Source organism: Tenericutes bacterium MZ-XQ, from assembly GCA_002838205.1.
Classification (GTDB): domain Bacteria; phylum Bacillota_I; class Bacilli_A; order Acholeplasmatales; family Acholeplasmataceae; genus Mariniplasma.
The window spans coordinates 680,220-692,926 of the sequence record CP017950.1 but is presented as its reverse complement, the minus strand read 5'-3'; the positions used below and the strand labels follow the sequence as shown (position 1 = coordinate 692,926).

General features: G+C 33.2%; 15 protein-coding genes. All 15 read left to right on the top strand.

The features are described from left to right. The first annotated feature begins 35 nt into the window (after positions 1-35). The 15 genes from BK011_03460 to BK011_03390 all read left to right on the top strand — a co-directional run bounded on the left by BK011_03460 (position 36) and on the right by BK011_03390 (position 12,707). Positions 36-485, top strand: coding sequence for an acetyl-CoA carboxylase, biotin carboxyl carrier protein (locus tag BK011_03460; protein AUD64780.1), 450 nt, complete (start codon positions 36-38; stop codon positions 483-485). Next, complete coding sequence (locus BK011_03455; GenBank protein ID AUD64779.1) at positions 475-1,839, top strand: acetyl-CoA carboxylase biotin carboxylase subunit; 1,365 nt, start codon at positions 475-477, stop codon at positions 1,837-1,839. The genes BK011_03460 and BK011_03455 overlap by 11 nt, the downstream gene beginning before the upstream one ends. Continuing rightward, positions 1,832-2,716, top strand: coding sequence for an acetyl-CoA carboxylase subunit beta (locus BK011_03450; protein ID AUD64778.1), 885 nt, complete (start codon positions 1,832-1,834; stop codon positions 2,714-2,716). The genes BK011_03455 and BK011_03450 overlap by 8 nt, the downstream gene beginning before the upstream one ends. Continuing rightward, entirely contained in the window at positions 2,709-3,545 is an 837-nt protein-coding gene (locus tag BK011_03445) for an acetyl-CoA carboxylase carboxyltransferase subunit alpha (protein AUD64777.1), read from the top strand. The genes BK011_03450 and BK011_03445 overlap by 8 nt, the downstream gene beginning before the upstream one ends. Then, positions 3,514-4,449 carry a 3-oxoacyl-ACP synthase gene (locus BK011_03440; protein ID AUD64776.1) on the top strand — a complete coding sequence of 312 codons (936 nt, stop codon included), beginning with the start codon at positions 3,514-3,516 and terminating at the stop codon, positions 4,447-4,449. The genes BK011_03445 and BK011_03440 overlap by 32 nt, the downstream gene beginning before the upstream one ends. A 7-nt stretch (positions 4,450-4,456) precedes the next feature. Continuing rightward, a complete protein-coding gene (locus BK011_03435) occupies positions 4,457-5,392 on the top strand; it encodes a 2-nitropropane dioxygenase (protein ID AUD64775.1) in 936 nt (311 codons plus the stop codon). Continuing rightward, positions 5,389-6,339 (top strand): hypothetical protein, encoded by a 951-nt coding sequence (locus BK011_03430; protein AUD64774.1) that lies wholly within the window; start codon positions 5,389-5,391, stop codon positions 6,337-6,339. The genes BK011_03435 and BK011_03430 overlap by 4 nt, the downstream gene beginning before the upstream one ends. Next, positions 6,323-7,066, top strand: coding sequence for a 3-oxoacyl-[acyl-carrier-protein] reductase (locus BK011_03425; protein ID AUD64773.1), 744 nt, complete (start codon positions 6,323-6,325; stop codon positions 7,064-7,066). Before BK011_03430 ends, BK011_03425 begins: the two co-directional genes overlap by 17 nt. Then, positions 7,067-8,305, top strand: coding sequence for a beta-ketoacyl-[acyl-carrier-protein] synthase II (locus BK011_03420; GenBank protein ID AUD64772.1), 1,239 nt, complete (start codon positions 7,067-7,069; stop codon positions 8,303-8,305). Further along, positions 8,302-8,730 (top strand): 3-hydroxyacyl-[acyl-carrier-protein] dehydratase FabZ, encoded by a 429-nt coding sequence (locus BK011_03415; GenBank protein ID AUD64771.1) that lies wholly within the window; start codon positions 8,302-8,304, stop codon positions 8,728-8,730. Before BK011_03420 ends, BK011_03415 begins: the two co-directional genes overlap by 4 nt. Then, entirely contained in the window at positions 8,730-9,245 is a 516-nt protein-coding gene (locus BK011_03410; protein AUD64770.1) for a biotin--[acetyl-CoA-carboxylase] ligase, read from the top strand. The genes BK011_03415 and BK011_03410 overlap by 1 nt, the downstream gene beginning before the upstream one ends. Before the next feature lie 31 nt (positions 9,246-9,276). Then, the gene (locus BK011_03405; GenBank protein ID AUD64769.1) at positions 9,277-10,176 is read left to right on the top strand and encodes a hypothetical protein; all 900 of its coding nucleotides are present in this window, start codon (positions 9,277-9,279) and stop codon (positions 10,174-10,176) included. A gap of 132 nt (positions 10,177-10,308) precedes the next feature. Next, positions 10,309-11,493, top strand: a complete 1,185-nt coding sequence (locus tag BK011_03400; GenBank protein AUD64768.1) for a potassium transporter — start codon at positions 10,309-10,311, stop codon at positions 11,491-11,493. Between the two features lie 135 nt (positions 11,494-11,628). Continuing rightward, positions 11,629-12,048: a hypothetical protein gene (locus BK011_03395; protein AUD64767.1), complete on the top strand. Its 420-nt coding sequence runs from the start codon at positions 11,629-11,631 to the stop codon at positions 12,046-12,048. Beyond that, entirely contained in the window at positions 12,045-12,707 is a 663-nt protein-coding gene (locus tag BK011_03390; GenBank protein AUD64766.1) for a hypothetical protein, read from the top strand. Before BK011_03395 ends, BK011_03390 begins: the two co-directional genes overlap by 4 nt.

The following is a 12,707-nucleotide window of genomic DNA, read 5'->3' as shown; positions in this document are numbered from 1 at the left end:
CTATAATAAAACTATAAAAAAGTGATGGTATAGTCATGACAATAAAAGAAATACAACAAATCATAAAAGAGTTTGAGACATCGAGTTTAATGACCCTTGAACTAGAAACAAAAGATGTCAAAATTAAATTATCGAAACTTAAACAAAATGAATTAAATGAAAAGCAAATTGAAAAGCAAAGTGAACCTTTAACAACTGAAACCAATCAAACGAAATCTAAAATTGAAAATAAAAACGAAACCTATATTAAATCTCCACTTGTTGGGACTTTTTATGCTGCTGCAACGCCTGACGCTAAGCCATATGTCCAAGTTGGGCAACATGTAAAAAAAGGACAAGTTGTTTGCATTATTGAAGCTATGAAAATCATGAATGAAATAACTTCACCAAAAAGTGGTGTCATTAAGTCAATAGAAGTAAATAACAAAGATGTTATTAGCTATGACCAAGTCTTGATGACAATAGGTGACGGTGTTGAAAAATAAAATACTTATAGCCAACCGTGGAGAGATTGCTGTTCGTATTATTCGTGCCGCAAAAGAGTTAGGTATAGAGACAGTAGCAGTTTACTCAAAAGCTGATGCTGATAGTTTACATGTGAAGCTAGCTGATCAAGCGATATGTATTGGAGAAAACTCAAGTACAGATAGTTATTTAAACATGAATAGAGTTTTATCTGCAGCTATATCATCTGGTTGTAACGCAATTCATCCAGGGTATGGATTTTTATCAGAAAATGCAGATTTCGTGGAAATGGTTGAAAGTTGTCAAATTAAGTTTGTAGGCCCATCATCAAAGTCTATTGAACTAATAGGTGATAAATCTTCAGCAAGAATGATCGCTAAAGAAAATCACGTACCGATTGTTGAAGGTAGTGATGGTTTAGTGTTATCAGTTGAAGATGGTTTAAAAGTAGCTAGAAAGATCGGATATCCGGTCATGATCAAAGCGTCCAGCGGGGGTGGTGGACGTGGTATAAGTATTGTTCGTTCTGATGATGAATTTAAGAACGCTTTTTCTCGTACATCTTTAGAAGCATTGTCAAATTTTGGTGATGGATCTTTATATATTGAGAAATTTATAGAGTCACCAAGACATATCGAGATTCAAGTGATTGGCGATGAAGAAGGCAACTATGTTCATTTATTTGAACGTGATTGTTCAATGCAAAGAAGAAATCAAAAAATGATTGAAGAAGCACCAAGTCCAGTGTTAAATGATTTACTCAGAAGAAAGATGGGTCAAACAGCTTTAAAACTAGCTAAAGCCATCAATTATGTGAATGCTGGAACTGTGGAGTTTTTAGTTGACGCAAAGCAAAACTTTTATTTTATCGAAATGAATACTAGAATCCAAGTCGAGCACCCAGTTACAGAAATGATAACAGGTGTTGATTTGGTTAAGGAGCAAATTAGAATTGCTTATGGAAAAACATTAAGTTTTAAACAAAGGGATCTAAAAATTAATGGACATGCTATTGAATGCCGAATTAATGCTGAAAATCCAATGAAAAACTTTATGCCAACTCCAGGAAGAATTGAAAATGTATTATTTCCAGGTGGTTTAGGTGTACGTGTAGATACCCATATATATCCTGGATATAATGTTCCACCTTTTTATGATTCGATGTTAGCTAAGCTTATTGTTTATGCACCTACAAGACTAGAAGCGATTAAAAAGATGAGAGTAGCGTTAGAGCAATTTGTTATTGAAGGTATAGATACAAATATTGAGTATCAATATTTAATTATGTATAATCCAGAATTTATCAAAGGTGTTTATGATACTGGTTTTATCCAAAGATTCCACTTACTTGTGGAGGAAAACAATAATGAATGATTTTTTAGAAAAAAGAAAAAAAAGACTAGAAGAATTCAAAAAGACAGTTAGAAAAAAAGAAGTTTCTTATAAACCAATTGATATTCCTGAAGGCTTATTCTTTAAATGTGATCAATGTGGTGCAGCAATTTATGAAAAAACGCTGCATATTGGGCATTATATATGTCCATTTTGTGATTATCATTTTAGAATGGGAGCAAACGAACGTATTGACTTAGTGGTTGATGAGGGTTCTTTTCAAGTCTTGTTCGATGATATCGTATCGGTTAATCCACTAAAAATGGAACACTATGATGATAAACTAAATATTGGTAAACAAGTATCTAAAATAAACGAAGCATTTTTTTGTGGTACCGGTGATGTTGTTGGTATCAAAACTGCAATAGGTGTTTTAGATGCATCTTTTATGATGGGTTCAATGGGTAGTGCAGTAGGAGAAAAAGTAACTAGACTTATTGAATATGCAACTAAGCATAAGTTACCGCTTGTAATTTTTTCTGCATCGGGTGGTGCACGTATGCAAGAAGGTATTTTTTCACTGATGCAAATGGCTAAAACAAGTGCTGCACTAGTTAAACACGATGAAGCAAAACTGTTATATATCAGTGTTCTAACAAACCCGACAACCGGTGGTGTTGCGGCAAGTTTCGCTTCTTTAGGCGATATTATGATAGCTGAAAAATCATCTTTAATCGGTTTCGCTGGAGCAAGAGTTATTAAACAAACGATTAGACAGGATTTACCAGAAGGATTTCAAACAGATGAATTTCAATTAAATCATGGCCAAGTTGACATGATCGTTCATCGAAGTGAAATGAGAAAAACACTATATCATATCTTAAGATTACACCCGGAAGAAGGTGGATCTAATGCATAAAAGCGCATGGGAAATCGTAAAACTAGCAAGACACCCAAAACGGATAACTTCTAGAACACTTATATCGATGTTGTTTACCGATTTTATAGAACTTAAAGGTGATCGTTTATTTAGAGATGACCCATCCATTATTGGTGGTATAGCTAAATTTCAAACGATACCAGTGACTGTGATTGCTGAAGAAAAAGGCATGAATACAGAAGATAAGATTAAACATAATTTTGGTATGCCTCATCCTGAAGGTTACCGAAAAGCGATTCGCTTAATGAAACAAGCAGAAAAATTTAATCGTCCAATTATTACGATTATTGATACTCCAGGTGCATATCCAGGGGTTGAAGCAGAAGAAAGAGGACAAGCAAGAGCCATCGCACAAAACTTATTTGATATGATGGCATTATCAGTGCCTATTATTGTTATCGTTTTAAGTGAAGGTGGTTCTGGTGGGGCACTCGCAATAGGTGTAGGTGATTATATCGTGATGTTTGAAAATGCTATTTATTCGATATTATCACCTGAAGGATTTGCATCAATATTGTATAAGGATAGTTCCAAAGCTGAACAAGCTGCTGAAATTATGAAGTTAACTGCCAAAGATTTACTTGAATTTAACATCATTGATGAAGTGATATCAGAAAAAGATGGGCTTCATGAAAATCCAACATTTGGTGTGAATGAACTCAAAGATAAAATGACAACACGTCTAAAAGAATTACGGACTTTAAATAAGCAAACATTATTAAATCAGCGATATGAAAAATTTAGAAAGATCGGTGTATTTAAAGAGGGAGACATAGATGAATCAAACACAAATCAAAGTGATCTCTAGTGGAAAATATATACCTAAAGAGACAATAACAAATCAAGATTTAGAAAAAATGGTTGATACAAATCATGAATGGATTGTATCAAGAACAGGGATTGTAAAAAGACATAAAGCATCTGAAAGTGAAGAAAGTAGCGATTTAGCTTATCATGCTGCAATGGATGCTATAAGAAAAGCAAATTATGATATTAATCAAATTGATTTAATTATAGTTGCATCAATAACGGGTGATCAAATGACGCCTTCAACTGCAAATTTTGTTCAAACAAAATTAGGGATTACTCATGATTGCATGAGTTTTGATATAAATGCTGCATGCACAGGTTTTGTTTATGGATTAGAAATAGCTGCATCAATGCTTGGGTCAGGACGTTTTCGTTCAGCATTGGTGATTGGTTCAGAAAAATTGACCAAAGTCGTTGATTATACAGATCGTAACACATGCATTTTGTTTGGTGATGGTGCTGGCGCATTGATTGTAGAACCAAGTGAAAAAAAGGAAGATCAAGCATTTTTTTACAATGCAGCTAAACCAGATGAGTTATTATCACTGACCGTTGAAAAATATATCAAAATGGATGGTCGTAAAGTATTTTTGTTTGCAGTTGATATTATGCAAAAAGGTATCGAAAAAATGCTTAATGATGCTCATTTAACCATTGATGAGATTGATGCAATCATTCCACATCAAGCAAATATTAGGATTATTCAAGCAGTCTCTAAAGCGATGAATATTCCTATGGAAAAATTTGTTTTAAATATCGAAGCGTATGGAAATACTTCAGCAGCAAGCATTCCGATCAGCTTAGATGAATATATGTTAGATCAAAAAAATAGAAATCAAAAAGTGATATTAGTAGGATTTGGTGGGGGCTTTACATACGGAAGTGCTCTCATTCATTTATGAGGCATCTATGAAAAATATTTGTGAATTATTAAATATAAAGTATCCAGTCATTCAAGGTGGTATGGCAAATATCGCAACTGCAGAGCTCGCATCAGCAGTATCAAACGCTGGTGGACTAGGTTTAATTGGTGCTGGTGGGTATGATAAAGATTGGGTAAAAAATGAAATTAGAAAGATGAAGACACTGACAGATAAACCTTTTGGTGTCAATATTATGCTGATGAGTCCACATGCAAAAGACATCGCAGAAGTTGTTGTTGAAGAAGGTGTAAAAATCGTAACGACAGGTGCTGGTTCACCTGGGATTTATATGGAAAAATGGAAAGCAAACCATATGATTGTTATTCCAGTAGTGCCATCAGCAGCACTCGCAAAAAGAGTTGAGCGTATGGGTGCAGATGCAGTCATATGTGAAGGTACAGAAGCTGGAGGGCATATTGGTGAACTTACCACGATGGCTTTAGTTCCACAAGTTGTCGACCAAGTATCTATTCCAGTCATTGCAGCAGGTGGTATTGCAGATCATAGAGGTGTTTTAGCAGCTTTTGCACTTGGTGCTAAGGGAGTACAAATAGGTACTGTGTTACTAGCGACTAAAGAGTGTCCAATCCATTTAAACTATAAGTTGAAAATCGTATCTTCAAAAGATACAGACACGATTGTCACGGGTAGACAAACAAAAGCCCCAGTTCGAGTACTTAGAAATCCAATGGCTGTGAAATATATAGAGTTATCAAATCAAGGTGTTGATTTGGAGACACTTGAAAAAATGACTTTAGGGTCTTTAAGAAGAGCTGTTTTTGATGGAGATATGGAAACTGGTTCAGTCATGGCAGGGCAAATTAGCGGACTTGTTAAGGAAATAAAGACGGTTGAAGAAGTTTTACAAAACTTGTTTGATCCAGTTGATCAATATAGATTAAGTTTGGAAGTGATGAGATGAACAAATTAGCAATATGTTTTTCTGGACAAGGAAGTCAGTACTTAAATATGGGTATTGACTTTATTGATGGAGATTATCAATTTAATAATATGGCATTAGAAGCATCACGTTTATTAGGATTTGATGTGATTGAAGCGTTTAAAGATGAAGAAAAAATGAGACAAACACTTTATGTTCAGCCATTAGTTGCACTAAAATCTATATTTGGATATGAAAAGATAAAGTCACTAAATCCAATCATAAGTGCAGTAGAAGGTTTTAGTTTAGGTGAATATACTGCTTATTTTGCTGCAGAAGTTTTTGATTTTAAACAGATTTTAACAATCATTTCAAAACGTGCTTTATATATGGAAGAAGAAACAAAAAAACAAAAGGGACTTATGGCAGCAATCATAGGGTTAGAATATGACGATGTTAAATCGGTTTGTGATGGATTTGAAAATGAGGGCGTTTTAAAGTTAGCAAATGAAAACTCACCAAATCAGTTCGTTATCTCTGGTGAAGAACAACTTGTTCATCAAGCCGTAGAATTGCTTAAAAACAAAGGTGCAAGACGCGCAGTCATCTTAAATACAAGTGGTGCTTTTCACACACCTTTAATGAAGCATGCAAGTAAGAAATTAGTAGAAGATATAAAAAATAATGTTATACTAAAACCAAAGCAAAAGAAACTTGATATGTATATGAATTTGGATGCGACTTTATTAAGCGATGATGACATCTATACACATATTGAAAAACAAATGACGCATTCAGTCAAATTTATAGATAGTATCCAAAACATGAAAAAAGATGGCATTACACATATTTTAGAAATTGGTCCTGGTAAAGTGCTTACAGGATTAATTAAAAAAATCGATCCAACCATTGAAGTTATGAGTTTTGATACATATGAAAGTTTTGATGCTGTGAAAGGATGGTTAAACACACATGAATTTACAAAATAAAGTTGCGATTGTGACAGGAGGGGCTGCTGGCATTGGTCGTACGATATCTTTGGAACTTGCAAAACATGGAGCAAAAGTTGTCATCAATTATAGAAGCAGTGAAGCAAAAGCTTTAGAACTGGTTGAAGAAATCAAATCATTAGGCTCTGACGCATTAGCTATTAAAGCTGACATTTCAGATTTTAACCAAGCAAAGACATTGGTTGATGAAACAATAAATGTTTTTGGACAACTTGATATATTGGTTAATAATGCAGGTATCACAAAAGACCAATTAATCCTTAGAATGCAAGAAGAACAGTTTGATCAAGTGATGGATACAAATCTAAAAGGATCTTGGAACATGGCAAAACATGCTGCAAGACCACTTTTAAAATCAAATCAAGGTAGAATTATCAATATTTCAAGTATCATTGGATTAATCGGTAATGTAGGACAAACCAATTATAGTGCATCAAAAGCAGGCATGATTGGTCTTACAAAATCGTTAGCAAAAGAGTTTGGGACCAAGGGTGTGACTGCAAATGCGATTTGTCCAGGATTTATTGAAACAGAAATGACCAAAAACTTGGATCCAAAATTTGTAGAAGCATATTTAAATAATATACCTTTAAAAAGATTAGGACAGCCTATTGATGTAGCAAATGCTGTCGTGTATTTAGCAAGCAATTTAGCAAGTTACATGACAGGGCAAGTGCTAGTGATTGATGGCGGGATGGTGATGTAAATGGAAAAAAGAAGAGTAGTGATTACTGGTATGGGATTAGTTTCACCAGTAGGAAATGATGTAGATGCATCATTTAAAGCTTTAGTAGAAGGAAAAAACGGCATTGATTTTATTACCCTTTTTGATACAACAGATTGGAAAGTGAAAATTGCCGGAGAAGTAAAAAATTTAAATTTCGAAGATTATATTGAAAAAAAAGAAATTAGAAGAGCTGATCGTGTAACGAATTTAGGATTGGTTGCTGCTGCACAAGCAATGGAACAATCTAAACTAGATTTAGATAAAGTTGATTTATTTAGATTTGGTACATTTGTAGGCAGTGGCATTGGTGGGTTAACAACTATTTTTGAAGAAACTAAAACATCTGTTACACGTGGACAAGATCGTATATCCCCATTTTTCATTCCCAATGCAATCATCAATATGGTTGGAGCAAAAATCGGAATCAAATATGGTGCTAAAGGACCAAACATTCCTGTGGTAACGGCTTGTTCAGCTGCAACGAATTCTATTGGTGAAGCATTTAGATATATTAGAGATGGTTATTTAGAGGTTGCCTTTGCTGGCGGTGCTGAAGCACCAATTAATGATTTAGGACTAGGCGGATTTTCAAGTTTAAAAGCTTTAGATTTTTCTAATGATCCAGAATATGCATCTAGACCTTTTGATAAAACGCGAACAGGATTTGTGATTGCTGAGGGTGCAGGGGTGATGATTCTAGAAAGTTATGATCATGCTGTAGCAAGAAATGCTGAAATTATCGCAGAAGTTGTTGGATATGGAACAACAGCAGATGCTTATCATATGACTGCACCAGATGAAGATGCAGTTGGAATTACAGCTTGTATTACACAAGCACTTGCTGATGCAAAAATCAGTGCGAATGAACTTGATTATATCAATGCACATGGAACATCAACAGTTTTAAATGATAGACTTGAAACATTAGGGATTAAAAAAGCTTTAGGTGATCATGCATATCATGTAAGTATCAGTTCAACAAAATCAATGACTGGGCATGCTTTAGGAGCAGCTGGAGCTATTGAATGTATTACAGTAGTTAAAGCATTAGAAACGTCATTAGTTCCACCAACGATACATATACGTGAAACTGATCCTGAATGTGATTTGGATTATACACCGAATGTTTTTAAAAAACGTGATATGACTTATGGTATGAACATTAATATTGGCTTTGGTGGACAAAATGCAGCTGTGATCTTTAAGAAGGTGAAATGATGAAGTTAACATTAGATGAAATCAAAGAGATTATTCCCCACAGAGATCCTTTTTTACTTTTGGATGAAATCATCGAGCTAGATACATTTAAAGGTATTGGCGTTAAACATGTTACAGCAGATGAATTTTATTTCAAAGGTCATTTTCCAGGTAAACCTGTAGTTCCAGGTGTCATATTAGTGGAGTCTCTTGCACAAGTTGGAGCAGTTATTATCTTATCTCATGATAAATATAAAGGTAAAATTGCTTATTTTACAGGTATCAAAAGTGCGAAATTTAGAAAAAGTGTCGTTCCAGGAGATACATTATATCTTCATTGTGAAGTCACTAGAATTAAAGGACCATTTGGCTTTGGCAAAGCAGAAGCATATGTGAATGATGAATTAGTCTGTGAAGCTGAAGTGTCATTTGCGGTAGGCGTCTAATGCAATACACATATTTATCATTTGACAACTTAACATCGACAAGTGATATATTAAAAGAGCATTTTAGCTCTTTTTCTCATTTAACATTTATAAGAACTGATTTTCAAACAAAAGGTAGGGGTCAGTTTGATCGTATGTGGGTTTCTAATCCTAAGGAGAATTTATTATTTAGTGTACTGCTCAAAGATATTGATGTCTCTTGTTTGGAAGATATAAAAAAATGGATGATAGAAGGCATTACATCTTTGTTAGAATCACATGACATCACTCCCCGTTTTAAAGAACCTAATGACTTATATGTTGGAGTTGATAAAATATGTGGTATTTTGATGGAATCAAGAAGCCAAGGTAATATGCTTGATTATGTTGTCATTGGTGTAGGTCTAAATGTCAATCAAACAGAGTTTGTAAACTTAAATGCAACTTCGATGAGTTTACTTAAAGATCAGCATTTTGATATAGATCAAGTCATGCAAAATCTTATAGACAAGTTAATGAAATCCTATGTTTCGTGATATAATATAAAAAAACTACAAGGGGTATATCATGAATAAAAAAACAAAAGATCTGATTGTTGTGGGATTACTTTATATAATTGCGTTTGTTATTGCATATGTTGTATATGTATTTGTTAACTTAGAGTCTATGATATTAGCGTTATTAGTTGCTGATTTAGCGGCTATGGTATTCATATATATCATGAGCTTAATTTTAAATAACGCAAGCTTATATGACCCATATTGGAGTGTCATTCCACCGGTATTTTTAATTTTTGTTTTTATCGATTCAGGTAAGACACTCACATTGCCACATTTTATGATGATGTTTGCAATTAGCTTTTGGGCAATCCGACTCACTTTAAACTGGATCAAAGGATGGCATGGGTTTACTGAAGTTGATTGGCGTTATTTAATGATTAGAGATAAAGCGCCTAAATTATATTTTTTAACGAATTTTTTAGCCATTCAGTTATTTCCTACTTTAATTGTTTTTGCACAGCTAATTGTAGGTATAAAAATATTAACGATAAATCCTAGTTTAAATCTTTTGTTTACAGTTGGATTTTTAATGGTAATACTTGCAACAGTAATTCAATATGTATCAGACGAACAAATGCGGAAATTTAGAAAAGCGCATCTAGGAGAAAAAAAATGTATTGATGAAGGTCTATGGAGACTTTCAAGACATCCAAATTATTTTGGGGAAGTTACTGTATGGTGGGGGTTATATATCATGATGGTTGGTTTATCCAATCAAATCGATTTACTATACCTTTTAGCGCCACTTTCAATGACATTGCTTTTTGTATTTATTAGTATCCCAATGATGGAAAAGAAGATATTAAAGACTAGACCTGAATATAAACTTTATCAAGAACAAGTCTCAATGATTATTCCTTTTGTTCGAAAACAAAAAGAATCATCAGTTTATCAAGAAGAAAGTTGACATTTATAAAAAAAACTATATAATTAATTTTGGGAATGATGTCTCCCTTAGTACTTACTAAAACCGCTCAATGCTAATGACTTCTACAACTTTTTTTGTTGTAGAAGTTTTTTGTTTAAAAGGAGAAGAAAGATGTTACTTAGTGTCTCACTCATTATTTTAATCAGTTTAATGCTTGCCAAAATTTTTAATGTGTTAAAACTACCTCCGATTTTAGGGATGTTGCTTGCGGGTATGATAATGGGCCCATATGCATTAAACTTAATTGATTCTAGCATCATGAACATTTCTACTGATCTTAGAGAAATAGCACTTATTGTTATTTTGATTAGAGCTGGACTATCACTTCATGTGGATGATTTAAAAAAAGTTGGACGACCAGCAATATTATTATCATTTATCCCAGCGACAATAGAGATTATTGCGATTACCTTTTTAGCACCATTATTTTTTGATATTGATACTAAAACTGCTTTAGTCATGGGTGCTATCGTTGCTGCTGTATCACCAGCTGTTATTGTTCCTAGAATGATCAAACTGATGGCATCTGGATATGGTAGGCAAAAAAGAATTCCACATATGATTTTAGCTAGTGCATCGATTGATGATGTTTATGTGATTGTATTATTTTATGCATTTTTACAACTTGCTCAAGGAGATTCATTTCATATAAGTACCTTAATTAATATACCAATATCCATTGGATTAGGCATATTTATTGGTATAATAATAGGATTTATCACACAAAAGTTTTTTAAGATTTTTCATATGCGAGATACCATTAAGGTTTTAATCATATTTGCTATTGGCTTTTTATTTATGACCTTAGAAGATGTTTTAATAAATATCATACCATTCAGTGGATTGCTTGCCGTGATGGCATTTGGCATTGCAATCAACCATTATTATCCAATACTTTCAAAAAGATTGGTTAATAAATTTGAAAAAATATGGGTTGTTGCAGAAATAATGCTATTTGTTTTAGTTGGTGCACTTGTTAATTTAGACGTATTAGCTGATGTTGGTTTATCTGCAGTTATCTTAATAAATATCGCAGTCTTATTTAGACTTCTAGGTGTTTTTATTTCGTTGATAAAGACAAAACTAAATGCAAAAGAAAAATTATTTGTTGCAGGATCATATACACCAAAAGCAACCGTACAAGCCGCAATCGGGGCAATTCCGCTTTCTTTAGGACTTGCTCATGGAGAACTTATCTTAATGATCTCAGTGCTTGCAATCATAATTACAGCACCTTTAGGAGCAGTTTTCATTGATGTTTATGACAAAAAACTCCTTCAGAAACAAGAAAAATGATAAAAAAACACTAAAAAATGATGTAAATTTTATATAACTAAGTTATATAGTACACCTCAAATAGTGCACTTTTTGTTAATTAGTGTTAAAATAGTATAGGTATTATGATTACATCATGAAACAAAGGAGCAAAACATGAAAAGAAATAAATTTATTGTGATAGGATCAGGAAGATTAGGGTCAAATATCGCAACCACCATGTCAGAACACGGGGAAGATGTTATCATCATCGATGCTCAAGATGATTCATTTAGAAAATTGCAAGAGTCTTTTTCTGGTTATCAAGTTGTAGGAGATGCAACAGATTTATCAGTTTTAGAAAACTCTTATATTAAACACGCAAAAACAGTAGTAATTACAACTGATAGTGACAATGTGAATATATATCTTTCACATTTATGTTTTTACGTCTATAATGTCCCAAGAATATTTGTCAGATTATCTGACACAGATAAAGGGAAGTTGCTTGATGGAACAAACATTAAAGCTATCTATCCATTTAACTTATCCTATGATGAGTTTATGGACTTAAACCTTGAGGAGGATGCCCAATGAAAATCGTAATTGCAGGTGGAAAACACGAAGCAGACTTTATTGTTAGTAAACTAAAAAAAGAGCATCATCAACTCATCGTTATTAATCAAGATCGTGATTTCGCGACATATATCAGTGCAAATAACAACATTGATGTTTTTCCTGGAGATCCAACTAAAGCATATACATTATCAGATGCAGAAGCACAAAATGCAGATGTACTTCTAGCTCTATCAGATAACGATACAGATAATTACATCACATGTATAACAGCTAAAAAGCTATTTAATATTAAAAAGACAGTCGCAAAAGTTAAGAACCCAAAAAATGTAGAGCTATTTAAAAGATTAGGTATTGATAGTGTAATTAGTTCAACTTACTTACTTGCACAAACGATTTTAAATGAATCTTCAGTAGAAAATATCATTAAAACTTTATCCATTGAAGATGAAAAAATAGTAATGCTTGAAATTGGTGTTGAAGAAGAATATGCAATTGTCAATAAACGATTGATGGATATTAGATTTCCTAGTAATATTAATATCAGCTGTATCTTTAGAGATCCTCATGTCATTATTCCTAAAGGGGATACATTAATTAAAGAAAACGATAAACTCATCATTATTTCAACACCTAATGATCAAGATGAGATCGTAGAATTCATTCAAAAGAGAAAATAA

Coding starts and splice junctions, on each gene's coding strand:
- BK011_03400 (AUD64768.1), top strand. CDS start 10,309: ATGTTACTTAGTGTCTCACTCATTATTTTAATCAGTTTAATGCTTGCC.
- BK011_03420 (AUD64772.1), top strand. CDS start 7,067: ATGGAAAAAAGAAGAGTAGTGATTACTGGTATGGGATTAGTTTCACCA.
- BK011_03425 (AUD64773.1), top strand. CDS start 6,323: ATGAATTTACAAAATAAAGTTGCGATTGTGACAGGAGGGGCTGCTGGC.
- BK011_03395 (AUD64767.1), top strand. CDS start 11,629: ATGAAAAGAAATAAATTTATTGTGATAGGATCAGGAAGATTAGGGTCA.
- BK011_03445 (AUD64777.1), top strand. CDS start 2,709: ATGCATAAAAGCGCATGGGAAATCGTAAAACTAGCAAGACACCCAAAA.
- BK011_03410 (AUD64770.1), top strand. CDS start 8,730: ATGCAATACACATATTTATCATTTGACAACTTAACATCGACAAGTGAT.
- BK011_03460 (AUD64780.1), top strand. CDS start 36: ATGACAATAAAAGAAATACAACAAATCATAAAAGAGTTTGAGACATCG.
- BK011_03450 (AUD64778.1), top strand. CDS start 1,832: ATGAATGATTTTTTAGAAAAAAGAAAAAAAAGACTAGAAGAATTCAAA.
- BK011_03405 (AUD64769.1), top strand. CDS start 9,277: ATGAATAAAAAAACAAAAGATCTGATTGTTGTGGGATTACTTTATATA.
- BK011_03440 (AUD64776.1), top strand. CDS start 3,514: ATGAATCAAACACAAATCAAAGTGATCTCTAGTGGAAAATATATACCT.
- BK011_03435 (AUD64775.1), top strand. CDS start 4,457: ATGAAAAATATTTGTGAATTATTAAATATAAAGTATCCAGTCATTCAA.
- BK011_03390 (AUD64766.1), top strand. CDS start 12,045: ATGAAAATCGTAATTGCAGGTGGAAAACACGAAGCAGACTTTATTGTT.
- BK011_03430 (AUD64774.1), top strand. CDS start 5,389: ATGAACAAATTAGCAATATGTTTTTCTGGACAAGGAAGTCAGTACTTA.
- BK011_03415 (AUD64771.1), top strand. CDS start 8,302: ATGATGAAGTTAACATTAGATGAAATCAAAGAGATTATTCCCCACAGA.